The sequence below is a fragment of the Pseudoalteromonas sp. 11L1 genome (genome assembly GCF_055397545.1).
On sequence record NZ_AP041141.1, the window covers coordinates 1243560 to 1270459 of the forward strand.

The following is a 26900-nucleotide window of genomic DNA, read 5'->3' on the forward strand; positions in this document are numbered from 1 at the left end:
TAATCACTGTGTTTTGCTCTAAAAAGTAAGGAATAACAATGGTGCAAGCGCAATCAGGGATTTGTGCTGAAGCAAACTTACACGGTTTGCACTTATTTTTTAATGTACTTGACGGTCACGACGAATCACTTCGCGCTAAGCTTAAAAAAGTGAGCGATATTGAAGATGAGTTTAGTGATCAGTTTTCTGAATCTATGCTTTCTTGCATGGTGGCAATTGGTGCGCAATATTGGCCACATATTTTACCTGACTTCATGCCAAGTGAGCTGCAAAGCTTTCCTAATATTACCCATAGCGACTTTGTTATGAGTGCAAGGCCATGTGATTTGTTTGTGCAAATCCGCTCAGACAGAGAAGACGTGAATCATTTGTTTGCACTACAAATACTCAAACTATTCACCCCTGATGTTGAGCTGGTGGAGCAAATTCGTAATTTTCGCTTTTTAGATGGCCGTGATTTTAATGGCTTTATTTATGCGGGCGATACCCCACATGGCCGTCAAAAGCGTGTAACGGCATTAATAAACAAACCGGATAGTTTTGAAGACCAAGGTAGTTACATTCATGTGCAGCGCTATAAACATGACTTGAGCCTGTGGCAGCATTTGTCATTACATGAACAAGAGCAAATAATGGGTCGCACACGCCTTGATAATACCTTACTCAGCCCCGCACTTGAGAGCAGCCATGCGACCCGCAGTGAATTAAAAGATGACCAAGGTCAGGCACTGTTACTTAACCAAAGCATGCCTTATGGCGATGTGTATGAGCAAGGTATGTTAGTGATTACGTGCTCTGCTAAAGGGGATGCATTCGAAAAAGTGCTAACTAGCCGACTAGGGCAGGGAGAGAATTATGATCACTGGCTTGATTTTACTCAGGCGGATATGGGCTCTGCATTTTTTGCCCCCTCAGTACGATTTTTAAAGCAGTTATAACAATTACAAAACGGCTATGTATTATTCATAGCCGTCTTTATTACAGCGTTAGTGATTAAACCGTATCAAATAAAATACGAACACGCTCTAGTGTGAGGTCTATTTCTGAGATTTTAGCTGGTGCTATAAAAATAGTATCATCGCCGGCAATAGTGCCTAATACGCCATCAGCTTTGCCTAATGAGTCAAGTAAACGCGCAATGAGTTGAGCAGCTCCAGGACTGGTGCGAATAATAATCATCATTTCGTTATGCATAATATCAATAACGAGCTGGCGCAACGGGCTCTTAGCGGTTGGTACCCCCATTTCAGCGGGTAAACAATATACCATTTCTTGTTTTGCATTACGGGTACGTACCGCGCCAAACTTACTTAACATTCGCGACACTTTACTTTGGCTAATATTATCAAAGCCTTGTTCTTTTAACGCATCAACTATTTCGCCTTGTGAGCCAAAGTTTTCTTCTTTTAAAAGTGCTTTAAAGGCTTTAACCAATGCTTCTTGTTTATCTTGTGGTTGCATAGTGTCTAATTAGTTATGTAATAGATACTGCAAATTCTACACAAAAATGCATAATTATGCAGCAGATGTTTGCTTAAGTTGCCATTTTGCTGCGTTTAAACAGCAAAGTTTACAACTATGGTCGAAAATATAGCTAAAATAAGCAGGATAAATTTGTTTTTAGTCGTTAATTTCTTTATCTTATGAACCACAAATATTTCCTACCTCAAATCACGGAGAATTCCAATGAAAGTTGCTGTATTAGGTGCTGCAGGCGGTATCGGTCAAGCGTTGTCTTTATTATTAAAAACAGGCTTACCAGCTGGCTCTGAATTATCACTATATGATGTTGCGCCAGTAGTTCCTGGTGTTGCTGTTGACCTTTCTCACATCCCAACAGATGTTAAAGTTGCAGGTTTTGGTGCAGACGATTTAGATAAGGCACTAACAGGCTGTGATATCGTTCTTATTCCAGCGGGTATGCCACGTAAGCCTGGTATGGATCGTGCTGATTTATTTAATGTTAACGCTGGTATCATCAAAACATTAGCAGAAGGCATTGTTGCTAACTGTCCTAAAGCGCTTGTGGGTATTATTACTAACCCAGTTAACGGTACTGTACCAATTGTTGCTGAAGTATTTAAAAAAGCAGGAACTTACGATGCTAAGCGTGTATTTGGTATTACAACACTCGATGTGATCCGTTCAGAAGCGTTCATTGCTGAGCTTAAAGGCGTTGACGTAGCAAGCGTTAAAGTTCCAGTAATTGGTGGTCACTCAGGTACAACTATTCTACCGTTACTTTCTCAAGTTGAAGGTGTTACTTTCACTGATGAAGAAGTGGCTGCACTGACTCCACGTATCCAAAATGCGGGTACTGAAGTAGTTAATGCTAAAGCGGGCGGTGGTTCTGCAACATTATCAATGGGCGCTGCTGCTGCACGTTTTTGTATGTCTTTAGTTAAAGGCTTACAAGGTGAAGACGTTGTAGATTATGCATACGTTGCTGTTGAAAATGGTGATGCAGAGTACTTCGCACATCCAGTACGTTTAGGTAAAAATGGCGTAGAAGAAATTCTTTCTTACGGCACACTAAGCGCATTTGAAGAGCAAGCAAAAAATGACATGCTTGAAACTCTGAAAAAAGACATTAAAGAAGGTGTTGATTTTATGGCGTAATAGCCAAAATTAACCCATAAAAAAAGCCTGCATTTGCAGGCTTTTTTATTGCTCGGAATTATCTACACAGTATAACTTAGTGGTCGCGATCAACCGCTATTCTAGCTAAGCTAATTAATGCTTGCTTGTAATTCGACTCAGCTAAGCAATCTAAACAAGCAATCGCTTTCTCTGCTTCTTGCTCTGCTTTTTGCATAGTGAACTCAAGGGCATTGGTATGTTTAAGTGCAGCGAGTATCTCATCTAGATGCGCCATACCATTACAGTGCTCTATTGCATCTCTTATTAACTGTGTTTGATGCTCGCTACCGTGTTGCATGGCATAAATTAGTGGTAATGTAGGTTTGCCTTCAGCTAAGTCATCACCAATGTTTTTACCCAGTTGGTCGGCATCGGCGTTGTAATCTAAAACATCATCCACCAACTGAAAAGCAGTGCCTAAATGCATACCGTACAAATTGAGTGCGTTTAATACACTGTCATCTTGCTCAGTTATAATGGCAGCTAGCCCGGTTGCAGCTTCAAATAACTTAGCGGTTTTAGAGTAAATAACCTGCATATAACTGGCTTCAGTAGTATCTGGGTCATTACAGTTCATTAATTGCAGCACTTCGCCTTCAGCAATAATATTGGTTGCATCGGCCAACACTTGCATTATCTGCATTTTACCAAGGCCTACCATTAGCTGAAACGAGCGAGTATAAATAAAGTCTCCCACGAGGACACTTGCGGCATTACCAAACTCGGCATTTGCTGTGGGTGTGCCACGGCGCAAGTTAGATTCATCTACCACATCGTCATGTAAAAGCGTTGCGGTATGAATAAATTCAATAATTGTTGCTAGCGTAATGTGATCTTTGCCTTGGTAACCTAGCGCTTTAGCCGCCAAAATAGCTAACATGGGGCGAACACGTTTGCCACCGCTGTTAACAATATACAAACCAAGTTGATTAACTAACGCCACATCTGAGCGCATTTGCGCATGTATTAGTTGATTGACGTCATTCATATCGCTTTCGATTAACGCCTGGATAGCTTTTATATCCATTGATCTCCGAGCCAATTTTAATGTGTGAACGGCGCAGATTGTACAACAAAAAACGCATCAGCTCGATATTTTGTGATGATTCCTTAAAAAAACACCCTTAAGTAGGTTAAATGACCTATTAACTAGCTGAATAAATGATTAAACGGCGTGGTTTAATTTTGAATCACCCCTGGCGGTTAATTGAACTACATGGGCTTGCTTTGTTATTACAAATTTATTTTCTGTAACCGTTAAAAAGCGCTTGGCAAAGGGGGATTTTCATATAAAATAGGGGAAATATTGAATTGCCCTCAATGTAGCTACTTTTTATTCATTTAATTATAAAAATAGGCTTGCTAGTTATTTCGCGTTAGCGTAAACTTCGCGCCCTATCGAAGAATATTTTAGTTGCGCCGATTTGAGGGTGCACAGACGGAGTTAATTATGTACGCGGTTTTCCAAAGTGGTGGTAAACAGCATCGTGTGACTGAAGGTCAAACGATTCGTCTTGAAAAATTAGACGTTGAAACTGGTGCGGCAGTGGAATTTGATTCAGTACTTTTAGTTGCTGATGGTGAGAAGATCGAGATTGGTGTACCGTTCGTAAACGGTGGTAAAGTAACAGCTGAGGTTGTTTCACACGGTCGCGGTGAGAAAATTAAGGTTGTTAAATTTAGACGCCGTAAGCATTCTCGTAAGCAAATGGGCCATCGTCAATGGTTCACTGAAGTTAAAATCACTAGCATTAGCGCTTAATTAGAGGTACTTAGAAATGGCACATAAAAAAGCAGCTGGTAGTACTCGTAACGGTCGCGATTCAGAAAGCAAACGCCTAGGTGTTAAGCGTTTTGGTGGCGAATCAGTTCTAGCGGGTAGCATCATTGTTCGTCAGCGTGGAACTCGTTTCCACCCAGGCGCAAACGTAGGTATCGGTAAAGACCACACTATCTTCGCAAAAGCAGATGGTAAAGTTCAGTTTGAACAGAAAGGTCCTTTAAACCGTAAATACGTAACTATCGTAGCTGAGTAATCAGTAAGGTAGTTAAAAACCCCGCCTTTGCGGGGTTTTTTGTTTTAAGCAGTTCTAAATATATACCCAAGTGTTTTTATGCTCAGTGTGCTCTATAGGCCACTTAGGTATATAATAGAGTTATTAACAAGCCAATCCCTAAAGTGAGTAATCATGAAGTTTGTAGATGAAGTAGAAATTCGCGCAGAAGCTGGTGACGGTGGCAGCGGCATCGTGTCTTTTCGTCGTGAGAAATATGTTCCAGATGGTGGACCTGATGGCGGTGACGGTGGAGACGGTGGTAGTGTTTATCTACAAGCTGATGAAAACTTAAATACCCTTATTGACTATCAATTTGAGCGTTTTCATAGAGCAGAACGTGGTACTAACGGTCAAAGCCGTAATTGTACCGGTAAAAAAGGTGAAGATCTGATTGTAAAAGTGCCGGTAGGTACACGTATCATTGATGTTGATACGCAAGAATCATTAGGGGATTTAACCCAAGATGGTCAACGAATTGTGGTTGCAAAAGGCGGTTTCCATGGCTTGGGGAATGCGCGTTTTAAATCAAGTACTAACCGTGCCCCACGTCAAAAAACACTCGGAACACCTGGGGAAGTGCGTAACCTTAAATTAGAGCTAATGCTACTCGCTGATGTAGGTTTACTGGGTTTACCTAATGCCGGTAAATCAACCTTTATTCGCAGTGTATCGGCTGCAAAACCAAAAGTAGCAGATTATCCATTCACTACGCTTATCCCCAATTTAGGTGTTGTTCGTCCTGAAGCAAATAAGTCATTTGTCATCGCCGATATTCCTGGCTTAATTGAAGGTGCATCGGACGGCGCAGGCTTAGGTATTCGTTTCTTAAAGCATTTAGAGCGCTGTCGTGTGTTATTACACATTATTGATGTTATGCCAGTTGATGGCTCAAATCCTGTTGATAATGCTTTTGCAATCATCAATGAGCTACATCAGTACAGTCCTAAGCTTGCTGAAAAGCCGCGCTGGTTGGTATTTAATAAAATTGATTTATTGCCTGAAGATGAAGCCAAAGCTCTATGTGAGCAAATTGCAGAAGAGTTAGGTGAGTCTGAAAATACTTATAGTATTGCTGCAATTAATAAATTAAATACTCAGCCATTAATTCACGACATCATGACGCTACTTGATAACATGCCTAAAGAAAAATTTGTTGAAGTTGCAGATGAAGAAGTTGAATTTAAGTGGGATACCTACCATCAAAAAGCCACTAAAGGCGATGATGATGACTGGGATGATTGGGATGAAGATGATTACGACGTAGAAGTTGTCTACGAGCGTTAACTATAATTGTATATATTTAAAAGGAGCTAACGCTCCTTTTTCTTTGATTAATAATAAAGTATTGGGTATTTAGTGTGATAATTTCAATGATTGCAGCAATGGCAAACAATCGTGTCATTGGCTTAGATAATAAAATGCCATGGCACTTACCTGGCGACCTTCAGCACTTTAAAAAAGTAACTTCTGGTAAGCCCGTTATTATGGGGCGTAAAACATTTGAATCGATAGGTAGGCCGCTACCTGGACGTCGTAATATTATTATTACTCGCAATACTGAATATCAAGCACCGGGAATTGAAACTGTAACCACTCCTGAAGCTGCACTTGAGCTTGTTAATGATATTGCCGAAGTGATGATTATTGGTGGTGGAAACATCTATCAGCAGTTCTTAGAGCAAGCACATCGCTTGTATCTAACCTTTATAGACTTAGATGTAGAAGGGGATACACAGTTTCCTGATTACCAAAGTGTTGCAAATTGGCAAATTGAAGATGAAATGTTGATGGCGCCTGATGAGAAAAATAAATATAGTTATAAATTCGTAACTTTGAATAAAGTCTCTTAACATTATTGCCAAAATCTGAGCGTGTTGGTACAATATTAAACAGTCGAGTACGAAAAAAGTATTAATATAGGGTGTCCAATCAATGATTAAATTACCGAAACTAGTTGTAATTGCTGCTATTGCAGCGGGTTCGTTTGCTTATACTGCGCCTGCAAGCGCTAATGACCAGTTAGCTGTTTCAGTTTGTGAATACATTGCTGGTGATGATAAAAACCGTCTACGTAGCAAATTAAAAAGTTCACGTGTGAAAGTTCGTAATATCTATGATGCAGTTTTTTGTAATGGTAATAACTTATTGCGTCATGCTGTTGCAAGTAATGCAGTTGATACAGGCGAGTACATTGTTAAAAACTTATCTAAGAGCTCACTTGAAGACGGTGCAGATATTGCTTGGGCTGAGGCAAATCATGCAGGCTCACCTTTAATCCCTATTATTAAAGACCGTGCAGGCCTTTAAATAAAAGCTTAATTAATAAAAAAACCGCGTTTAAACGCGGTTTTTTATTTACTTAGATAAATTGTCATTTTACATCCTGTCTAACTACCTTTAAGTCTAATTCCCTCACGTATTTATCCTTATTACTCTTGTTACATAAATATGTCATAAAAATTCAATACTCTATGTGTATTTCAGTTTTGAGATATATTTATGCGTGTATCATTTTTTACCCGTTTACTAGCCATTTTACTAACATTTGCAAGTATCCTTCTAGCCGCGACCTTGTTATGGGCAAGCCATACATTACTAAAGCTTCAGCAACAAGATAGCGCATACAGCCATTTAAAAAATAGCATAATGGTTGAGCTTGCCAATCAATTAGAGAGTTACTTAGCGCAAGGTAATAGCCAATACTTAAAACAATCATCTACCTTGATTGAGCAACTTAAAGCGCAACAGTTAACGGTGCTTCCTCATGAGTTAGAAGCTCGTTTAGCTGAACAATTAACTTTATTAGATACAGATATTAATGGTAAATACAGATCACTTGGAAAACTCTCTGGCAATGAAACGGCGCTGTTAGATAACGCGCTTAGACAAATGGCCGGCTCAGCCTCTTCACTTATGAATTATGCGCAAAAAGCATCAACGCAAGCCAGTAACGCTCTTAGCTACAATAAATTAGCGAGTGATTATTACAGTGAAGTGGTTAATTTATCACTATCGACTTATCAGCTGCTAAATAATTACCAACCTGAGATAGAGAAAAACCTGCAACAAAGTATAAAAACCCTAAACTTACTAGCTGTAAAAATTGAGCAGCTACCTAACTTAGGAGTAATGACTGAGGTTGATGAATTTGCTTTATTTGTAGATGAAGAACCTGAAGATTTGGCTGCTGAAATAAAAGCAGAGTTGGTGAGTTGGCCTAAACGTTATCTGCGTGATTTAAGCAGTACTTTATCGCAATCAAAACTACGTCGTTCAGGAACAAATGAGTTACGCGAACAAATTAGCTTACTATCAAATACAGTGATTGAGGCAGAGCAAACATTAAAAGCGCAGCAAGATACCGTAAAGCAACAAGTGTTCTGGGTGTTTGGAATAGCAATAGGTGGACTAGTAATATTAGCTTTTGGTGTTTATTGGGTGCAACGTAAACAGGTTTTACAACCTTTACGACAACTGCGAGATGGGTTTGCATTCTTAATCGAAAGTAATGAGTTAAAAAATATTACAGTGAATAACCCTAAAACAGAGGTGGGTGAAATAGCGCAGTATTTTAACCAGTTAATTGAACGCCAGCGTTTGGAAGCGCAAGAAAGAGCAGATATGCTTAATGTAGTCAGTGATTTCATGCAGCAGATGAGTGGGCATTTATACACGATAGGTCAAAAAAGTAATGCGAGTTATCAGCAGGTAAATCACAATGAAGAACTGCTTCTTAATATTCAGCAACTTGGCGAGCAAGTTAATCATATCAATGCTCAAGCTGCTGAAAATGCTCAAAGTACTTATGAAGCAATGCAACAAAGTGTTGGTTTTGCCAAAAGTATGCTTAATGCCAGTTCTGATACACAGCAGCGTATTGAGCAAGGTATGCATAGTGTTCAGGAATTACTGAGCGGGGTACAGGGAGTAAGCAATATTATTACGGTCATACGTACCATCGCTGAGCAGACAAACTTACTCGCGCTCAACGCTGCGATTGAATCAGCAAGAGCGGGTGAGCAAGGTCGAGGTTTTGCCGTGGTTGCTGATGAGGTAAGGCAATTAGCTATGCAGACTCAAGGTTCGTTAAAAGAGATTAATGATCAATTGGCGCTACTAAGCGAAAACTCTCAAGAAGTCTATAAACAAATCAATGCATTAACTGAGGATGCACAGTTACAAACTGCAAATGCTCAAGAGCTTAAAGCAAACTCTGAAGGAGTTGCAGATAATGCGCAGCAGGCTAATAAAGTTGCGATTGATGCAATGGAATTGGCTAAACAACAAAGTAATTTCCTTAGTGACTTTACTCTATCAATGCATGATATGAAAAGCCAAGTAAGTGAGTCGAGTGAATTAGTTGCTGATATAGGCTCGCAATTAGAGTTGCAAATGACATCTATTAAAGAAGGTTTAGGTTTAGATAACAACAGCGATTAATCGAAGACGAATTAAATATTAATCTGTATGCTAAAAGACTATTTAATTACCCTAAGGAATTAATATGATAGAGCAAGGTCAGACAATACCTGCAGTAAATTTATCTCAGCTTAGTGATAAAGGTATGCAAACACTCACTAATAATGAATTATTTACAGATAAAAAAGTTGTGTTATTTGCGGTGCCTGGTGCTTTTACACCCACTTGTTCGAATGCTCATTTGCCTGGTTATATCGCGCTAGCCGATAAAATTAAGGCTAAGGGTATTAACGCTATCTACTGTGTATCGGTAAATGATGCATTTGTGATGAAAGCATGGGGTGAGTCAAAAAATGCAGAGCATATAGATATGCTGGCAGACGGTGATGCTAGTTTTACTCGTGCTTTAGGTCTTGAAAAAGATACCGCAGGCTTTGGTGGTTTGCGCTCGAAACGTTACGCTATGGTTGTAGATAATGGTGTTGTTAACCAATTATTTGTCGAGCAAGAAAAAGAATTTGTAATAAGTAGCGCTGAAGTCGTTTTAGCTAAACTATAACTAATCTGCGTTTATCAGTAAAAAAGCCGATACATATATATCGGCTTTTTATTAAAAGAGTAGATGGACTATGGCTGGTATTGACCACTTAGCGTTAAACCTGAGAAGGTTTGATACGCATTAACACTTAAATGCCATGTGCCTGCTTGAGGGTTGCTAAATGTACATGTTTCGGCGTTACCAGTTTTAAATGGGCGGCAATCATAGCTTGAGCTGGTTGGCTGACTACCAAATTTTACAAATAAGTCTGCATCACCAGTGCCACCTGATGTTGTTACAGTGAAGTTAGCCATGCCAGCAGGAACTTCTAGCGTGTAATGCTTCCACTGACCTGCTGTTGCAGAAACATCAGATACTGTACCGCCACCCGCTTGTGGTGTGCCTGAGTCTGAACCGCCTGTGACGTTACCGACTAAACTAACGCCAGTGTAGGCTGAGTAGCCGTTTAGCATTATATGATAAGTACCTGAAGTTGGGTTATCGATAGAACACTCTTCACTGTTACCTTCATTGTAAGGGCGGCAATCATAAGTGCTTGTTGTCGGTTTACTACCAGCACGTACATACAAGTCAGCATCACCTGTACCACCACTCATTGTGAAAGTTACATTAGTAGCACCGCTTGGGACTGTCATAGTGTAAAAGTTTTGTGTACTTGTCGCACCGCTTAAGCCTGTTTTCGCTTGCCCATCAATAAGCTCATTATCACCTGATGTTGGCGGTGGTGTACCACCAGAGGCTGCTGCAACAGCAGCGGCAGCATCAACAATACCTGTGCCACAGTTAGTACAAGTTGCTGGGAATGCACGAGTTGTTGTTTTTAAAATATTTTCTATTTCATCAGGTGTCGCGTTTGGTTTTGCTTGTTTGATTAACGCTGCTACACCTGCAACATGAGGGGCGGCCATTGATGTACCTTGCGAAAAACCATAGCTGTCGCTTGATGGTGTTGTTGAGCCTGAGTTGTAAGTAGATAAAACACCTTCAGAATCATTAGCAAAATTTTGTGCGCCACCCGGCGCTGCTACATCAATATTGCTACCATAATTTGAGTAATATGCGCGGCCACCGTTACGACCAACTGATGCAACATTAACAACTCCATTACAGTTACCCGGGTTGTAGTTTGCAGAATTATCGTTATCGTTACCTGCAGCTATTACAACAACAGAGCCGTTGTTACGTGCAGTATTAATCGCATTTTGAGTCGTTGAGCTACATGTACCTGCACCACCTAAACTCATGTTTATAACATCTGCAGGGTTTGGGTTTGTAGATGTACCTGATACGTTTCCGCCTGAAGCCCAAATAATGCCGTCAGCAATATCTGAGGTCAAGCCGCCACATTTACCTAATACACGTACTGGCACTACTTTGGCGTCGTAAGCAACACCAGCAACGCCTTCACCATTATTAGTCACAGCAGCGACTGTGCCTGCTACGTGAGTACCATGCCAGCTAGAGCCTTGTGCTCCATTATCACCACATTCACCAGCAGCGACAGCATCACCTGGATCGCGAGCATCGTTATCACGGCCATTGCCATCATTAGCGACTGATAGATTAGAGATCATATCGTAGCCAGGTAAAATATTGGCGTTTAAATCAACATGTGGGCGGTAACCAGTATCTAGAACAGCCACAACTGCACCACTGCCTGTGGCAGTATTCCAAGCCGTAGGTAGATTTAGACCACCCGCTTGCTCATAGTAATGCCATTGGTCGCCATAGCGAGGATCGTTTGGTGTGGCAAATGGCTTTAGCATTTGATCGATTTCGATATATTCAACACTACCTGAATTAATTATTTCTTGCATAAACTGTTGCGCTTCTTCGGCATTGAGTTTTTTGTCAGCACGCATTACGTGATGATCATTTAATGCCATTGCACGGATATATTTAGCTTTAACTTTACCTTTTTTTGAGGTGAAGTTTTTTACAAAGCTTTGCGCTTTTTTATTCATCATTGCAGGCGATGCTTCAGCTGTTGATGTACTCATTATATCGCTACTATTTTTATATTTGATAATGAACTGAGTTTCAAACCCACTTTGATTTTGCATTTTAACTGAGGTTTCAGCCATTGATGGTGCGATTGCTTGTGCTGGATTTGCCATGCTTGAGCTGGCTGCAAATAGTGTACTTATTGTTAGCGCAACAGCGCATTTTTTAAATGAATTATTAGAAGTCATAATTACCCTTAGTTTTATTATTATTTGTGGAAAGCCACAAAGCGGGTACAAAGGTAAATGATCTGTTAATAATTTTGAAATATTAAATACGTATGTGCCTATCTCATTTAGTTATAACCGTGAATTTAGTAACCTTTCAGTCGTTTTGTATTTGTTTTTATTGTGTTGACGATCCTAATGTATTAGATTTATTTGGTGTTTTTTATCATTATTTAATCTTTATTGATAAATTAAAAACAATATAACAGCTATCTTGTTGTTACCGAAACTTTGTTATAATTCACCAAAGTTTTTAAGAGATGACCAAATGACTCACCTTGATGTGATAGTGATCGGTGCCGGAGCTGCAGGTTTAATGTGTGCAGCACAAGCAGGATATCGCGGCCGAAGTGTTACAGTGCTTGATATGGGTAAAAAGCCAGGACGTAAAATTTTAATTAGTGGCGGCGGGCGTTGTAACTTTACTAACGAAAATGCGAGCCCTAATAACTATTTATGCACTAATCCCCATTTTGTAAAGTCGTGCTTAAGTCGTTATACCCAGCATGACTTTGTAGAGCTTGTAGACCGACATGGTTTGGCGTATCACCATAAAACATTGGGACAATTATTCTGTGACAATAGCGCACAAGACATTGTTGATATTTTACTAACAGAGTGTGAGTGGGCGGGTGTTACAATTAAACTACGCAGCGAAGTGTTAAATGTAGCTAAAACAGCAACAGGTTACAGTGTCACAACTGAGCAAGAAACACTGACCTGTGAGTCGTTAGTTGTCGCATCTGGCGGTTTAACTATGCCTAAACTTGGCGCGACGCCAATAGGTTATAAAATTGCAGAGCAATTTGGTTTAAAGGTATTGCCGACGATGGCCGCTCTAGTTCCCTTTACCTTACATCAGCACGATAAAGAGCGTTTTGAAGGGCTTTCGGGTATTAGTATTTCTTGTGAAGTTGCAAGCGAAGATGGCACTGTATTTAAAGAGAATATTTTATTTACTCACCGCGGCTTATCCGGGCCTGCCATATTACAAATAAGCTCATTTTGGCGAGCAGGTCAGGCGGTGACGATCAATTTATTACCTGAACTAGATTTAAAGCAACAGCTAGCCGATTGGCGAGAAACGCAAGCGCAAAAATCGTTAAAAAATAGCCTTGCTACTATCTTACCTAAGCGTTTTGTTGAAATACTCTATGACAGTAAAGCTATTCCTGATTGCAATATTAACCAGCTAACGCATGGCCAAATAGATGCACTCGCGGATTATATTCATGCTTGGCAAATTAAGCCAAATGGTACCGAAGGTTACAGAACCGCAGAAGTGACTTTAGGTGGTGTAGATACCGATGAGCTAAGCTCAAAAACATTTGAGGCTAAAAAAGCCAAAGGTTTATACTTTATTGGTGAAGTGACCGATGTAACGGGTTGGCTTGGAGGCTATAATTTCCAATACGCGTGGAGCTGTGGATTTGCCGCTGGGCAATACGCGTAAAAAGTCGCTCAGCGCGGCTTATTAAACCTGCCACTTAAGCTCTTAAGTGGCATTTTTTATTTCTAACTTTTAAGTCTATATTGCTGCATTTTACTATTCGGTTTTTCGGGAATAGTCATTTCGATTATGCCTGCATCAATTGCAGGTTTTAAATAGCGCTCTCTAAAATGTTTTCGATCTTTTAACCCTAGCTGGTTTTGTAGCTCTTGTCGGTTTAATGGTTTTTCGCTTTGGTTAAATACATTTATTAAAGCGATGACTTGGGGGGCTTGTATGTCTAAGTGTATAGTGTTTTTAACTTGAGGGGGTTGTTGTGGGGGTTGGCTTTTTGTTATTGATTTTAAATCACTTTCTAAAATATCTAATGCTGAAAGTAATGTCTCTAACATGTACTCAATAAACACGGATGAGTCACCGGTTTTGGTACTTAGGTTAATGCTTTCAACGTATTGTTGGCGTGTTGTCGCTATTAGGTTATGAATGTTTAGTAATGAAAATAGCGTATGCCACTGCGATAATTGTTGGGTTTGCCAAGTACAGGCTAATTCAGTATTACCCAGTGAAACAGGTTGGATAAACTGCAATTCATAATGACATACTGCGCTACTGATTAGAGGGTGATGGTTGGTTGTATTAAACCACGCAAATAGCTCTTCTACCATTTGTGGCACTCGCATTGCCTGTGGTGCCATTTGTAAGCCATTTTTTAACGCTAGACTTTGCTCTCTATAACAGCCTGACTTTTCACTTTGATCTTTCATTAAGCTGCGATGCAGATCTAATAAGCTATCTGGGCTTGATAGGTCAGATGCTGTGAATTGAAACTCAGAGTTTTTCATTTGTATAGAGGTGGGTTTTTGTTGCTTATAGTGCTCAATAGTTGCTGGCGAATATAAGGCACTGATTTTACCTAAAGCTTCACTAATACCCACAATGCTGTGGGTCATGCTGGCTGAGATTGAAAATGGGGGAGTGGCGTTGCTCATTTCGTTATAGAGGTTATTTAAATCAGGGGGTTAGAATACGCGAACTAGGCATAAAAGTCAGTTTTAATAATGATTTAGTATTTATTTAAAGCTTTATATAGTCCTTAATTGCTGGTTTTAAATGTTAAACCGACGCCAAATAGCGCCGGTTTATTAGTTACTCTTCGATAAACGCTTCACCCTCTTTCATCCACTTAGCGGCTGGCTTGCCTTTTAAGTAATGATCAAAGTACTGCATCATGCGCACGGAGAAATCTACCTGATTAGGGAATTGCTTTAAGTGATGTGGCTCACCTTCATATTGTAAAAATGTGGCATCTTTACCCGCACGGCGCAGTGCTAAGTAATATTGCACGCCTTCATGCCATGGCACAGCATCATCTTTATCACCAAACATAATCAAAATAGGGGTATTTACTTTATCCGCAAAAAAGACTGGCGAGTTCTCAATATAAAGCTCTGGGGCTTCAAATAAGTTTTTACCAATGCGACTTTGCCCTGTTTCATATTGAAATTGACGAGCAAGCCCTGACTTCAAACGAATGCCACTGTAGGCGCTGGTCATGTTAGACACAGGCGCACCCGACACCACAGCTTTAAACATATCAGTTTCAGTGATCATAAACGCGCTTTGATAACCCGCCCATGAGTGGCCTTGTAACCCTATTTTATTAGCATCGGCAATGCCTAAATCAATCAGCTTTTGAGTGGCGTTGATCATGGTTTGAGTTGAAGACTTACCTGGGTGACCTATTTCAAAACGAATATCAGGTAAAAAGATGGCGTAGCCATTTGATGTAAACATCGGAAAGTTAGGGCGATGATTTAATTCCATTTTAGGGAAATCGTACATACGCTGGCTCATATAGCGGTAAAAGTACACCACAACCGGTACTTTATCGCCTTTTTTGTAGCCGGCAGGTTTGATTAATACCCCTTGTAAATTTTCTCCATCAAAGCCTTTATAGCTAATAAGTTCAGGCTTTTCTCCCCAAGCAAAATTAGTTACCTGAGGATTAAGGTAAGTGACTTGTTGTGCTTGTTTGAAGCTAAAGTCAGTTTGATAAATATCAGGGAATTGCTGATAAGTTTGCTCTGTAAATAAGTATTTATCGGCACTTTTGGCTTTTTTAATTACATCAAAACGCTTATTACCTGTGAGTACTTTAGTAACGTTAAGCGTTGTTAAATTAAGTTTAGCCACCTCACTTTGCTTACTTTGTAAGTTAATTGCGGAGAGCAAAAGAGTATCATTGCTGTTAAAGCCCACTTGGTTTTTATCAAGCTTGATCACTCTGTACTGAGTATTACTTTGTTTACCATTAGTTAAGCGTTTGGCTTGCTTGGTATTTACATTAAACGACCAAATATCATATTTACTATAAACCAGTATTTCGCTGCTATCGTTAAGCCAGCCAGCAAAGCCATAGCCAGGCTGCTTAGATGGGTAATCGTGTTTGTCATCGGCAAAGGTAGCGTTAATTGCTTTGCTGAGTACGCTCACTTTGTTATTGCCTAAGTTTTTAAGCTGTACTTGGTTGTTATCAAAGTAAGCAGCAAACTGACCATTAGGCGCAAGGCTAGGTCTAAATGGATAGTCGTTAATAATAGGCGTTTGTTTACCCGTTTTTATATCAACCGCAAAGTAGTCAGCAAAAAAGCCGCCATACATTACTTTTTCAAGATGAGCTAAATTTGAGTAACCTAATAATGAATCCGCGCGTTCAGTATTAAATGCCAGCTCTGGCATATTTGGTGTGCTTAACTGTACAACTTGTTGCGAATTTACATGGTATACCGCCGTGTAATGTCGATTTTTATTGTTTTTATTCCATTGCTGCTCTTCGCGAGGTTTAATTTGCGCATCGTTGTTGTGCCATACATTTAACCCTTTTTGGTCGCGAATAACCTCAAAGTTATACAGTGAAGACTCATCGGTATATTCTTTTTGCTTAACTTTTGCAGCAAGTTTTGGGCGGTTTTCAAAGTATAGGCGTGTACCATCTTCGGCCCACTTTAATGTCGCAGTTTTACCCATTAACCATTCTGGGTTAGGTGACTGCACAGTGGTAAGCGTTTCGTTCTGCCAAAGCGTTAATTCGTATTGGCGGCGACGCTTATCATCGTTTACATAGTTACCTAAAGTAAATGCAACACTCTTATTGATTGGATGCCAAGCTATTTCGTTGGCAACCACACCTGGCTCGTCAATTAATGCCGTGCTGGAAAAATCATTGAGTGAAAATAAAGTAATTTGATTATTATTGCCATCCACATAGCTTTGGCTCACTAATAATTGATCGCTGCTGGCGCTAATATCATAGGTGAAGGCACTTTCAAGAGTGTGGGTGCGTTTATCGCTTAAGTTGACGATAACCAGCGGGTAGCTTTTATCTTTTTTGTCTGCAGGGATAGCGCTATCGTTATCGGCGTTTTTATCATCCGCGTCGGTGCTCTCATTTTTGCGATAGGCAAGCCACTTCCCGTTATTAGCAAGTACGTAGTCTTTTACGTCATTAAAACGTTGTTGCTCACCGGTTTGAGTATTCACTAATACTAGATTGTTTTTTAGATCGCTTTTTTTCTTAGTGGTTTCTTTTTCAAGTAGGGTAGGCACTTGAGTGAATGCAACCCAGTTCGCCATTTTGTTAATTGTAGGGCGAGTGCCTCGCTCTATTTCAGCAATAAGCTTGTTATTATTTAGCGAGTAGACTTGCCCTGTGGCATTACCGCGATAAGGGGTTGCACTTAAAGAGAGGATTTGACCATTTTCAGAAAGCTGTGTGCCTTTTGCAGATTTAAAATCAAATACATCTTTAAATTCTAATGGCTTATTTGCTAAGGCACTAGCGCTCGTTAAGCTGGTAATAAGTGCACAGCCTATAAGAGTGAGTTGTGTTTTCATTATAGATTCTCGTTTTTTAACATTATTTTATTGTAACGAGTTTTAATAACAATTCGAGTAGATACGATAAGTGGTAGCAGGGCAGAGATGAGAGGTTAAAAATGAATGGTAAAAGGTAAAAGGTAAAAGGTAAAAGGTAAAAGGTAAAAGGTAAAAGGTAAAAGGTAAAAGGTAAAAGGTAAAAGGTAAAAGGTAAAAGGTAAAAGGTAAAATTTTCGAGCTACGGGATGCGAGGTGGTAGGCATCTGTGAAAAATAGGAGTGGAAGTGGTTTATTTAATACCTTGTTAGCATCACTAACAAGGTATTACTTCGAATCTTATAACCAAATTTTTTGAAGTTCTGGCCATTGTTTTTCAAATTGCTCACTTGGGCGAGCACTAAAATTACTGCGCACAAACTGATTCATTTTACCCTCAACGTAGGCAAGCAAAAAGTTAGCTAGGGTTAGCTCATCGCTTTGGAAGTTTTTACCTTCACGTAGCTTACGCTCTCTAAGAATTTGCTTGAATTGGGTCTCTAGCTTTTCAAATAAGCCTTGTACACGTTCACGAAGTCGCTCCTGCTCACCTTGTAGAGCATCGCCTGTTAATATACGAGTAATGCCAGGGTTTTTCTCAGCAAACGTTAGCAACAGTAATAAGGTATTGTATACGCGTGCTTTGCTTTCTTTTTCGTTATCTAAAATAAGATTAATACGTGATAGCAGGGTATCTTCAATAAACTCAATTAATCCTTCAAACATCCGCGCTTTGCTCGGAAAGTGGCGATAAAGAGCGGCTTCAGATACGCCAACTTCTGCGGCAAGTTTGGCAGTTGTAATACGCTGACCAGGGCTGGTTTCTAACATTTGTGCGAGTGCTTGCAGTATTTGCTCTTTGCGATTACTTTTTTTTGTCGCAGGCATGAACATTCCTTTTTTTAATAGTTATTTTTTCTACATCAACGTGCGATAACACAGCTACCTGCCTAGTGTTTGTGCGGGCAATAACCAGTGAAGCGATATTTTCACGTATTACGTGAAGCTCTGGTACTGCGCAAGCATTAAACTATATTAGCGAAGTAAAATTACACTAAAAGGTCACAAGGCGTCATCATGTTAATGTTTTATTCAGTTTGTTTCCAGCCTTTTTATAATCGTTTGGCAAGCTGCTCGATCACTTTGATTGCTATTTCTGTTTTACTAGTCACAGGTAAATCGAGTTGTTCATTTTGCCAATAAAGAGTAAGTGCGTTACGTTCTGAATTAAAGCCTAAATCACTTTGCGATACGTCGTTTGCGCAAATCATATCGAGGTTTTTATTAGTCAATTTCCCTTTAGCGTAGTTAGCAACATTTTGCGTTTCTGCTGCAAAGCCGACAGTGTAAGGGCGGCTTTGTGTAAGGTTTGCTACCGCTGCTATAACGTCTGGGTTCTTAACTAAGCTAAGAGTGAGTTCATCGCCTTGTTTTTTCATTTTTTGCGTGGCGATATTCGCTGCGCGGTAATCGGCTACAGCAGCGCAGCCAATAAAGGCGTCTGATTGATGGGCGTAATTGAGAGATTCTTGCAGTAGCTGCTCAGCACTTTCTATATTAATTAAATTAACGCCTTGCGGCGCGGTAATGGTCACTGGGCCTGAAATTAAGTTAACTTGCGCGCCAAATGATAAAGCAGCTTGTGCTAGTGCATAACCCATTTTTCCTGAGCTGTGGTTTGATATAAAACGCACCGGATCGAGAGGTTCTCGGGTTGGGCCTGCGGTAATAGTAATGGTTTTACCCGCTAAGAGTTGTGGTTGCGCAGGTTCAGTGCATAAACTCACTAATTCATGCGGTTCAAGCATTCGCCCTGCACCTACATCACCACAGGCTTGCTCACCTTTGCCTGGCCCCCAAACTGCAACGCCACGAGCCTTTAAAGTGGCTATATTAGCTTGCGTGGCAGGGTGCGCGTACATTTGTTGATTCATAGCCGGTGCCACAGCCACTTTTGCAGGAGTTGCGAGTAATAACGTAGTGAGTAGATCATCAGCAATGCCTGCAGCCATTTTTGCAATAATATTGCTGGTGGCAGGAGCCACTAAAATTAAATCAGCCCATTTGGCAAATTCAATATGTCCCATCGCAGCTTCTGCTGACGGGTCGAGTAATGAGTCAGACACTATTTCACCACTGACAGCTTGCATCGTTAGCGGGGTAATAAAATGCTTTGCTGATTCAGTCATTACAACTTTAACGTCACAACCATGGTCTTTTAAACGTCTTACGAGTTCGGCACATTTATAGGCTGCAATTCCACCGCTAATACCCAGCACTATTTTTTTATTTGTTAAATTAATCATGGTTGTTCATCAATTTTATAAAATATGCTGGCTAAAATAACAAATCTTGAGCGTGACAGCTAAGATAAAATGCGTTTTATCGCGCTAATTTTTAATTTTGCATTACAGTTATATGATACTGACCGCTTTCAAGGATGAACGATGCAATTAACCTCTCTGCCTAATTCACTCAGACCACGAGAAAAGCTGCTAGCAAAAGGCGCAAAGGCACTCTCTGATGCTGAACTATTGGCTATATTTTTACGTACGGGTTTACCCGGTATGAATGCAATAGAGCTGGCACAACATCTGATCAATGAAAATAAAACCCTGCATAATTTGTTTAATGCCAGCATAGATGAGTTTTGTGCGCAAAAAGGGCTGGGTACAGCTAAATATGTACAGTTACAAGCAGTACTTGAGCTAAGTCAGCGTTATATGCAAGAAGGCTTTGTTCGCGATGCCGTTTTTAATTCCCCTCAAGCTGTTTACGACTATTTAACCCTGCAAATGCGAGGGTTGCAGCAGGAGGTGTTTATGGTGTTGTATCTTGATAGTCAAAATCGTTTATTGAAAGATGAAATCTTATTTTATGGTACGATTAACGCAGCCAGTGTATATCCACGTGAAGTTGTCAAAGCGGCTTTAAAAAATAATGCGGCAGCGGTTATTTTTTCACATAATCATCCCAGCGGTATTGCAGAACCAAGTCAGGCCGATAAACTAATTACCAATAAATTGTGCCAAGCGCTGCAATTAGTCGACATAAATGTATTGGATCATATTATTATTGGTGGTGAAAATTGTGTTTCGTTTGCCGAACGGGGACTTATTTAAGTTTATTGCTCGCAGATATGTGCTAAAAATGAGCGGTTTACTGTGTTTTGGCAAATTAGTTTAATTTAAATGCAGTTTTTACTTTCCCTAAGGGCATTCGATCTTTATAATTAGCCGCTATAAAATTTACACATGAGCTGGTTGGATAAGATCAGTATTTGATCTTTGCCTGTAAAAGCTGTATAAAGAGCGCCCTTCGATTTATCTCTAGGGCACAAATACATGGCCTTAGGGAAAAATTAAGCTCGAGCGAAGTTATTGGAGATATATAGACATGTCTAAAGTATGTCAAGTTACAGGTAAGCGTCCAGCGGTTGGTAACCACCGTTCACACGCGAGAAACGCGACTAAACGTCGTTTCCTACCTAACCTACAAACACACCGTTTTTGGGTTGAAAGTGAAAAACGTTTTGTAACATTACGCACTACTACTAAAGGTATGCGTATTATCGATAAAAAAGGCATTGACACGGTTCTTACAGAAATCCGTGCTCGTGGCGAAAAAGTTTAAGGAACTGAATTATGCGCGATAAGATCCGTTTAGTTTCAACTGCTGGTACTGGTTTTTTCTACACTACCGACAAGAACAAGCGTAACATGCCTGAAAAAATGGAAATCAAAAAGTTCGATCCTAAGGCTCGTAAACATGTGATTTTCAAAGAAGCTAAAATTAAGTAATTTAGTTTTCTTTCAGAAATGTAAAAACCCAGCTTATGCTGGGTTTTTTGTTTTTAAAATTCACTCTGTTACCACCGAAAATATACCTACCGTAATTGTGTCCATCTAATTAAAAATTTATGTTAAGCACCATGGCTTATTGTTTTAATAGCGGCTCCGTTGTTTGTAATATCAATCCGCAATAATACTTAATCACTTTACGGGGCTAAACGTGTCGCTGCCTGCGTTAAAAATTCTCATTTAGAGCAACTAAATAGCAAATTTTTTGCCTAGCTATCAACGCGTTTTTCCAGCCTCAAAATAGACCACTTAATTAAGCGAATTGGTATAACCAAAGAAAATATAAATAGTATTAAATGACTTCACGGACTAATCAGTTGGATGTTGTGTATTTAGAGTAAGATTGTGCGGTGTATAAGCATGTCTGGAGAGGGAACGGGTGTTTTACTATGACTTACTAGGGGTGAACTGTAAGCAGCCCTAAGGCTACTTACAGTGCGATACTTATACTTTAAAGTTCTCTACTGATATTCTTAGTTCTTCGGCTAATTTAGCAACTTCTGAACTTGAAATATTAGTTTGTACAGCACCTTCTGCTGTTTGCTCGGCGATAGCAACAATAGACTCTAAGCGTTCACTAATCTCTTGTGATACTTGTTGTTGCTCTTGTGCTGCCGTTGATATCTCTTCACTGACATTGTGCGCTTGCGATACCGCAAGAGTAATTGAATCTAGTGCACTATTAGCTAAATCACTTTGCTCAACACAAGAAACAGCGCGTTCTTTACCTTTTTCCATGGCTTTAACTGCTTCTTCAGCGCCCAACTGTAGTGATTCAATCATAGATTGAATCTCTTGGGTCGACTCTTGAGTTTTACTTGCAAGCGATCTTACTTCATCAGCTACCACGGCGAAGCCTCTGCCTTGCTCGCCGGCACGCGCTGCCTCAATGGCCGCATTAAGTGCAAGTAAGTTAGTTTGCTCAGCGATACCACGAATAACGTCTAAAATACTACCAATTGAGGCGCTATCTTTGTGTAGCTTATTAATAACACTTGATGCTTCATCAACTTCGTAAGCGAGTTGTTCAATGGTTGCTTTATTTTGATTTGAAATACCTTTAACGCGTTCAGCTTCTTTATCAGCATTTTTGATTTCGCCCAGTGCTTGTTGAGCACTGTTGCTCACTGTTTGAGAGGTACTGCTCATTTCAGTGGTTGCGGTTGCCGCTTGCTCTACTTGCGCTTGTTGATTACTAATCGCTTTGCTCGACTCACCGGTAATTGTTGAGGTTTGCTCAGAAGCAGCAGCAAGCTGTGTTGAACGCGAAATAATACCGGTAATTAAGCTACGTAAGCTATCAATTAAGGTGTTACAACTTTTCGACAATTCACCAAATTCATCTTTTGCGCTGTCATCCAAGCGTTGAGTCATATCACCACTGGCAACAATATCTAAAATGCGGTTAACTTCTGCTAATGGCTTAGTAATACGGTTAACTGTAACAATGGCCACAAGCACAGCGATAATAGTAGCAATGATCATACCTATCCAAGTCCATAAGTTAGCTGAGTTTACATCGCTGCGAACGCCTTCTTGCAAAGTAAATGCAACGCCGCTGGCTTGTAATACTAATTCGTCAATTTGGCTAAGTGCTGTTTTAGTAGCTTTTTCAGACTCTTCTAATTCACGTTCAGTTGTGCTGATTGCATCGATAAGGCGTTTTTTATTCGCTGAAAGGCTATCGTTACCTAAAATATTACTCTCAAGTGTATCTACATAACCTTTTAAGTCGTTAAACAAGCCGCTATGGCTCTGCTCTATTGCAGGTTGTATTAATGAAACGGTACGAACGACTTCTTCAAAGTAATATACTTGTTCATTTTTAATAATATCGAGCGTATTAAGTGTTTTAACAGTTAACATATCGGTGCTACTGGTAACCACAGACATAAAGTTATTTTCAAGGTTATTAGCTGCTTGATAAGCACGAGGGTAGTTATCTTCTAAACCATCGATATCAATAATATCAAGAACCATAGAGTTGGCATCTTCTGCCGCAAGCTCAACGGTTTCTAATTGAGCTTTAAGCTTTTTATTAAGCACTAACTGAGTGTTTTTGTCTTTGAGTAGGCTCTCTATAATGCTTAAAAAACTTAAGTAGGTCTTTTCAACGTCAAGGCTACTCTTATTTAGTTGTGGATCATCTTTTACTACTTGTTGTAGCTCGCGATGTAACTTATCAAATAACTGTTTTTGTTCTTCTATTTGTGCTTTTATTGGCGCTAGCTCTTGAGCCGATGAAGTGTGAAAGCTAGCTTGAGCAGCTTTACTCATCAAAATAAATTCAGCTTGTAATTGAGCGCTCTTGTTTAATGCCGGAAGCGATAGCTGATTAACCTTTTGAGTTGAGCGATCTATATTTGCTATTTTTATTAAAGAGTTACCGCCAATAATTAAAAGTAATAAAGTGATAAATATAAAACCACCCCAAATACGTTGACTCACTGTTAGATTCATATGGTTTTCCATTCAAAAATACGTCTATTAAAACTTATCGGCGCTTTCAACAATAAGTTAAGTAATTAAAAATAATTAATTTTTACTGTTAATAGTTAGTTGCTAAATTTACCGTGAAACTTCATCACACACTAAGCATACATAATTCAACTATTCGATTATGGATGTAAAATAATACAAAGCAATTTTCCTCATCTTTAATTAGATTAGAGAGTGTTGCTATTTTTTACACTTAGTTGTGAATGGTTTGTAATTATGCAATTTAACATGCACTCTTAAACTTAACAGATGTATTAACTTTTTTCAGTTTATTTAGACAAAAGTTGTGATTTTTTTGAAAGTTTTTGTTTGCTCTGTAAATTTATTAAGGTCATTGAGCCGCCCCAGACGCAACCTGTATCTAGAGCGTACAGGTGTTTGTAGGGAGTTTGACCTTCAAGTGCAGCCCAATGACCAAAAACAATGTCATGTTGAGCGTTAACAATTTTAGGATGAGAAAACCAAGGAATCAATGAATGGCTATTTGCTGTTGCTTCTTTTGCACTAAAATCAAGCAAGTTATCGGGTTTAATAAAGCGCATACGGGTGAAATAATTAACAATATAACGAAACTTGGCAGCGTCATCGAGTTGCTCACTCCATGTTAGTGGGTGAGGCTGATACATGTTTTTTAAGAAGTATTGAGCGTTGTCAGCACCATAGCATTGCTGTGCGAATTGGGCGTGCTCAATGGCTTGCACGCACGACCAATCAGGGTTTAGCCCCGCGTGTGAAATAAAGCAATCATATTTATCTAAGTAAAGAGCTAAAGGCTGAGTTTGCAAAAACGCGACGTAATGTGGGAGTTTACTGCTGTTGAACAGAGTCGTTAGTTTGTCTTTGGGGTTGGGGGCAACATTATTTAAATAACAGGCAATCATATGTAAGTCATGATTGCCTAATGTGACGCTAACGCTGTCTTGGTGCTGATATATGTAATCAAGACACGCTTTGGAGTCTGGGCCGCGAGCAACAATATCACCTACTAGGTAGAGATGATCTTTGCTAGGATTAAAGTCGACTTGCTTTAACAATAAACTAAATTCGTTAAAGCAGCCTTGTAAATCACCTATTGCGTAGTCGGCCATTAGACGCTGTTCTTACTCAGTGTAAGATATTAGGGCAAGCTAAACGGAACACATTTATGGGGGCTTCAAACTCAGCACCAAATTCGTTTCGTAAAGTGTAATGCCCTTGCATGGTGCCTACCGGAGTATCTAATATTGCACCACTGGTGTATTTGTAACTTTCGCCTGGGGCTATATCTGGGGTTTCACCCACCACACCTTCACCTTGTACTTCTACTTCTTTGCCATTGGCATCGGTAATTAACCAATAGCGACTGAGTAGTTTTGCACTACATAAACTGTGGTTTTTTATAGTAACGGAGTAAGCAAACACAAATTTATCAAGTTCAGGTTGCGATTGCTCTTCTACATAAAATGTTTCTACAGATACCTTTACAGGTGATCCCATATTACTGCTTGTTGTCATAAATCCAGTTAGCTATATCAATAAATTGTTGTAACGACAGGCTCTCAGCACGCAAAGTAATATCAATGCCAATGCTGGTTAACTCTTCAGCGGTTAAAAGGTTACCTAGGCTGTTGCGCAGTGTTTTACGACGTTGATTAAACGCTTCTAAACAAACCGTATTGAGTATTTTAACGCTTTTAGCTGTGCGCTGCTCTGCCTTTTTAGGGATTAAGCGAATAACCGCAGAGTCCACTTTAGGTGCAGGTTTAAAGCACTCTGGTGGTACTTCTACTACAGGCATAGCATTACAGTAGTATTGAGTCATTACACTCAAGCGGCCAAAGGTTTTGCTGCCTGGGCCTGCAACCATGCGTTTTACCACTTCTTTTTGCAGCATAAAGTGCATATGCTCAATATGATCGGCAAATTCAAAAAGATGAAACAACAAAGGAGTAGAAATGTTGTACGGTAGGTTACCAAATACTTTTAGCTTTTTGTCGTCTTTAACTAGGCTTGCAAAATCAAACTTCATTGCATCGCCTTGGTTTACGGTTAATTTAGGCCCTAAAAAAGGGTGTTCAATTAAACGTTGGGCTAAATCTTTATCTAGCTCAACAACCGTTAAATGGCCACTTAAATCGGCTACAGGCTCAGTAATAGCGCCAAGGCCTGGGCCAATTTCGACTAAATTATCTTGTGGCTTGGGATCAATAGCGGTGACAATTTTATCGATGATTGATTCATCGAATAAAAAGTTTTGGCCAAAACGTTTACGGGCGCGGTGTCCTAAATGTACTTTATCGGTCATTGATTCTGTGCTTTTTCATGGGCGAGCTTAATTGCTTCGCGGATCGCTAATTCAAAACTGCCAACATCAGCATCGCCTGTACCGGCTAAATCAAGCGCAGTACCGTGGTCGACTGAAGTGCGGATAAATGGAAGGCCAAGGGTTATATTCACTGACTTACCAAATCCCTTGTATTTTAGCACAGGTAATCCCTGATCGTGATACATAGCCAGTACTGCATCGGCTTCATTTAGGTATTTATCTTGAAATAATGTATCTGCTGGTAAAGGACCGATTAAGTTCATCCCTTCAGCTCTTAGTATGTCAAGTGTAGGCGTTATCGTGTCGATTTCTTCGCGGCCTAAATGGCCATCTTCACCAGCGTGCGGGTTTAAGCCACAGACTAAAATACGCGGTTGCTCAATACCAAACTTGGTTTTTAAGTCATGATTAAGGATATTAGCTACTTTAATCAGTCGCTCTTGGGTAATAGCACGAGCAACATAAGCAAGCGGAATATGCGTTGTTACTAATGCAACTCGCAGCCCTTCGGTAGCTAATAACATAACAACATCAGCGGTGCCCGACTGTTGAGCAAAGTACTCAGTGTGGCCACTGAAAGAAATACCGGCTTGGTTAATAATACCTTTATGAACAGGGCCGGTAACAACGGCATCAAAAGTGCCGTCCATATTTTTCTCACTGGCAATACGTAGTGTGTCTAATACGTATTGACCGTTTGCGTCATTCAGCACACCCAGCTCAACCGGCTCGGCTAAATCAATCTGTTTTATGTACAAGCTGCCAGCAGTTGTAGGCATAGCTTTGGCGCTTTCATCAAATTCAATCAATTTAATGTTTAAACCTAAATGTTTAGCGCGCTGCTTTAGTAGCGATGCATCTGCAATCGCTACTAGCTGTGCATCCCAGCTGTGCTGTGCCAGTTTTAATAGCAAGTCAGGCCCAATGCCAGCAGGCTCACCAGGGGTTACCGCAATTCTTAAGGTCAT

Annotated in this window: 25 protein-coding genes; 13 read left to right on the forward strand and 12 right to left on the reverse strand. The window is 39.9% G+C overall.

Features of this window, described 5'->3' with window-relative positions; translation table 11 throughout:
* Positions 1 to 38: 38 nt before the first annotated feature.
* Positions 39 to 938 carry a Dyp-type peroxidase gene (locus ACZ5WS_RS05750; RefSeq protein WP_464711099.1) on the forward strand — a complete coding sequence of 300 codons (900 nt, stop codon included), beginning with the start codon at positions 39 to 41 and terminating at the stop codon, positions 936 to 938.
* Between the two features lie 55 nt (positions 939 to 993).
* Here the strand turns inward: ACZ5WS_RS05750 and argR are convergent, their stop codons facing one another.
* A complete protein-coding gene (argR, locus tag ACZ5WS_RS05755; RefSeq protein ID WP_008466460.1) occupies positions 994 to 1461 on the reverse strand; it encodes a transcriptional regulator ArgR in 468 nt (155 codons plus the stop codon).
* A gap of 225 nt (positions 1462 to 1686) precedes the next feature.
* Between argR and mdh the strand changes: the two genes are divergently transcribed.
* Complete coding sequence (gene mdh / locus ACZ5WS_RS05760; RefSeq protein WP_008466462.1) at positions 1687 to 2619, forward strand: malate dehydrogenase; 933 nt, start codon at positions 1687 to 1689, stop codon at positions 2617 to 2619.
* Positions 2620 to 2695: 76 nt separating this feature from the next.
* On the opposite strand, the gene ispB is transcribed toward mdh, so the two are convergent.
* The gene (gene ispB / locus ACZ5WS_RS05765; protein WP_138609004.1) at positions 2696 to 3667 is read right to left on the reverse strand and encodes an octaprenyl diphosphate synthase; all 972 of its coding nucleotides are present in this window, start codon (positions 3665 to 3667) and stop codon (positions 2696 to 2698) included.
* 423 nt (positions 3668 to 4090) lie between these two features.
* On the opposite strand from ispB, the gene rplU reads away from it, so the two are divergent.
* The 7 genes from rplU to ACZ5WS_RS05800 all read left to right on the forward strand — a co-directional run bounded on the left by rplU (position 4091) and on the right by ACZ5WS_RS05800 (position 9675).
* Entirely contained in the window at positions 4091 to 4402 is a 312-nt protein-coding gene (rplU, locus tag ACZ5WS_RS05770; protein ID WP_138609006.1) for a 50S ribosomal protein L21, read from the forward strand.
* A gap of 16 nt (positions 4403 to 4418) precedes the next feature.
* Positions 4419 to 4676 carry a 50S ribosomal protein L27 gene (gene rpmA / locus ACZ5WS_RS05775; protein WP_008114963.1) on the forward strand — a complete coding sequence of 86 codons (258 nt, stop codon included), beginning with the start codon at positions 4419 to 4421 and terminating at the stop codon, positions 4674 to 4676.
* A gap of 153 nt (positions 4677 to 4829) precedes the next feature.
* Complete coding sequence (gene cgtA, locus ACZ5WS_RS05780) at positions 4830 to 5981, forward strand: Obg family GTPase CgtA (protein WP_138609008.1); 1152 nt, start codon at positions 4830 to 4832, stop codon at positions 5979 to 5981.
* Positions 5982 to 6055: 74 nt separating this feature from the next.
* Positions 6056 to 6547: a type 3 dihydrofolate reductase gene (gene folA, locus ACZ5WS_RS05785; RefSeq protein ID WP_171039647.1), complete on the forward strand. Its 492-nt coding sequence runs from the start codon at positions 6056 to 6058 to the stop codon at positions 6545 to 6547.
* A gap of 82 nt (positions 6548 to 6629) precedes the next feature.
* On the forward strand, positions 6630 to 7004 hold the full coding sequence (locus tag ACZ5WS_RS05790) for a DUF3718 domain-containing protein (RefSeq protein ID WP_010391650.1): 375 nt from the start codon (positions 6630 to 6632) through the stop codon (positions 7002 to 7004).
* Positions 7005 to 7196: 192 nt separating this feature from the next.
* Positions 7197 to 9137: a methyl-accepting chemotaxis protein gene (locus ACZ5WS_RS05795; protein ID WP_178956610.1), complete on the forward strand. Its 1941-nt coding sequence runs from the start codon at positions 7197 to 7199 to the stop codon at positions 9135 to 9137.
* A 64-nt stretch (positions 9138 to 9201) separates the two neighbouring features.
* The gene (locus tag ACZ5WS_RS05800) at positions 9202 to 9675 is read left to right on the forward strand and encodes a redoxin family protein (RefSeq protein ID WP_464711103.1); all 474 of its coding nucleotides are present in this window, start codon (positions 9202 to 9204) and stop codon (positions 9673 to 9675) included.
* Positions 9676 to 9743: 68 nt separating this feature from the next.
* On the opposite strand, the gene ACZ5WS_RS05805 is transcribed toward ACZ5WS_RS05800, so the two are convergent.
* Positions 9744 to 11867: a S8 family peptidase gene (locus ACZ5WS_RS05805; RefSeq protein ID WP_464711104.1), complete on the reverse strand. Its 2124-nt coding sequence runs from the start codon at positions 11865 to 11867 to the stop codon at positions 9744 to 9746.
* A gap of 307 nt (positions 11868 to 12174) precedes the next feature.
* Between ACZ5WS_RS05805 and ACZ5WS_RS05810 the strand changes: the two genes are divergently transcribed.
* Positions 12175 to 13359 (forward strand): BaiN/RdsA family NAD(P)/FAD-dependent oxidoreductase, encoded by a 1185-nt coding sequence (locus ACZ5WS_RS05810; RefSeq protein WP_010391644.1) that lies wholly within the window; start codon positions 12175 to 12177, stop codon positions 13357 to 13359.
* A gap of 62 nt (positions 13360 to 13421) precedes the next feature.
* On the opposite strand, the gene ACZ5WS_RS05815 is transcribed toward ACZ5WS_RS05810, so the two are convergent.
* From ACZ5WS_RS05815 to coaBC, 4 genes are all read right to left on the reverse strand, one after another.
* Positions 13422 to 14345: a Fic family protein gene (locus ACZ5WS_RS05815; protein WP_464711106.1), complete on the reverse strand. Its 924-nt coding sequence runs from the start codon at positions 14343 to 14345 to the stop codon at positions 13422 to 13424.
* 157 nt (positions 14346 to 14502) lie between these two features.
* Entirely contained in the window at positions 14503 to 17250 is a 2748-nt protein-coding gene (locus tag ACZ5WS_RS05820; protein WP_464711108.1) for a S9 family peptidase, read from the reverse strand.
* Between the two features lie 318 nt (positions 17251 to 17568).
* Entirely contained in the window at positions 17569 to 18156 is a 588-nt protein-coding gene (slmA, locus tag ACZ5WS_RS05825; protein WP_008113236.1) for a nucleoid occlusion factor SlmA, read from the reverse strand.
* 224 nt (positions 18157 to 18380) lie between these two features.
* On the reverse strand, positions 18381 to 19574 hold the full coding sequence (gene coaBC, locus ACZ5WS_RS05830; protein ID WP_464711110.1) for a bifunctional phosphopantothenoylcysteine decarboxylase/phosphopantothenate--cysteine ligase CoaBC: 1194 nt from the start codon (positions 19572 to 19574) through the stop codon (positions 18381 to 18383).
* Between the two features lie 141 nt (positions 19575 to 19715).
* Between coaBC and radC the strand changes: the two genes are divergently transcribed.
* From radC to rpmG, 3 genes are all read left to right on the forward strand, one after another.
* Positions 19716 to 20390 (forward strand): RadC family protein, encoded by a 675-nt coding sequence (radC, locus tag ACZ5WS_RS05835; RefSeq protein WP_178956588.1) that lies wholly within the window; start codon positions 19716 to 19718, stop codon positions 20388 to 20390.
* Positions 20391 to 20664: 274 nt separating this feature from the next.
* Positions 20665 to 20901 carry a 50S ribosomal protein L28 gene (rpmB, locus tag ACZ5WS_RS05840; protein ID WP_008464111.1) on the forward strand — a complete coding sequence of 79 codons (237 nt, stop codon included), beginning with the start codon at positions 20665 to 20667 and terminating at the stop codon, positions 20899 to 20901.
* A gap of 11 nt (positions 20902 to 20912) precedes the next feature.
* A complete protein-coding gene (gene rpmG / locus ACZ5WS_RS05845; RefSeq protein ID WP_004587947.1) occupies positions 20913 to 21068 on the forward strand; it encodes a 50S ribosomal protein L33 in 156 nt (51 codons plus the stop codon).
* A 504-nt stretch (positions 21069 to 21572) separates the two neighbouring features.
* Here rpmG and ACZ5WS_RS05850 read toward each other — a convergent pair.
* The 5 genes from ACZ5WS_RS05850 to pdxA all read right to left on the reverse strand — a co-directional run bounded on the left by ACZ5WS_RS05850 (position 21573) and on the right by pdxA (position 26900).
* Complete coding sequence (locus ACZ5WS_RS05850) at positions 21573 to 23588, reverse strand: methyl-accepting chemotaxis protein (RefSeq protein WP_138609106.1); 2016 nt, start codon at positions 23586 to 23588, stop codon at positions 21573 to 21575.
* 308 nt (positions 23589 to 23896) lie between these two features.
* A complete protein-coding gene (locus ACZ5WS_RS05855; protein ID WP_464711112.1) occupies positions 23897 to 24715 on the reverse strand; it encodes a symmetrical bis(5'-nucleosyl)-tetraphosphatase in 819 nt (272 codons plus the stop codon).
* A gap of 16 nt (positions 24716 to 24731) precedes the next feature.
* Positions 24732 to 25121 carry a Co2+/Mg2+ efflux protein ApaG gene (gene apaG / locus ACZ5WS_RS05860; protein ID WP_041709470.1) on the reverse strand — a complete coding sequence of 130 codons (390 nt, stop codon included), beginning with the start codon at positions 25119 to 25121 and terminating at the stop codon, positions 24732 to 24734.
* Entirely contained in the window at positions 25105 to 25911 is an 807-nt protein-coding gene (gene rsmA / locus ACZ5WS_RS05865) for a 16S rRNA (adenine(1518)-N(6)/adenine(1519)-N(6))-dimethyltransferase RsmA (protein ID WP_010391631.1), read from the reverse strand. Before rsmA ends, apaG begins: the two co-directional genes overlap by 17 nt.
* Positions 25908 to 26900: a 4-hydroxythreonine-4-phosphate dehydrogenase PdxA gene (pdxA, locus tag ACZ5WS_RS05870; protein ID WP_464711114.1), complete on the reverse strand. Its 993-nt coding sequence runs from the start codon at positions 26898 to 26900 to the stop codon at positions 25908 to 25910. The genes rsmA and pdxA overlap by 4 nt, the downstream gene beginning before the upstream one ends.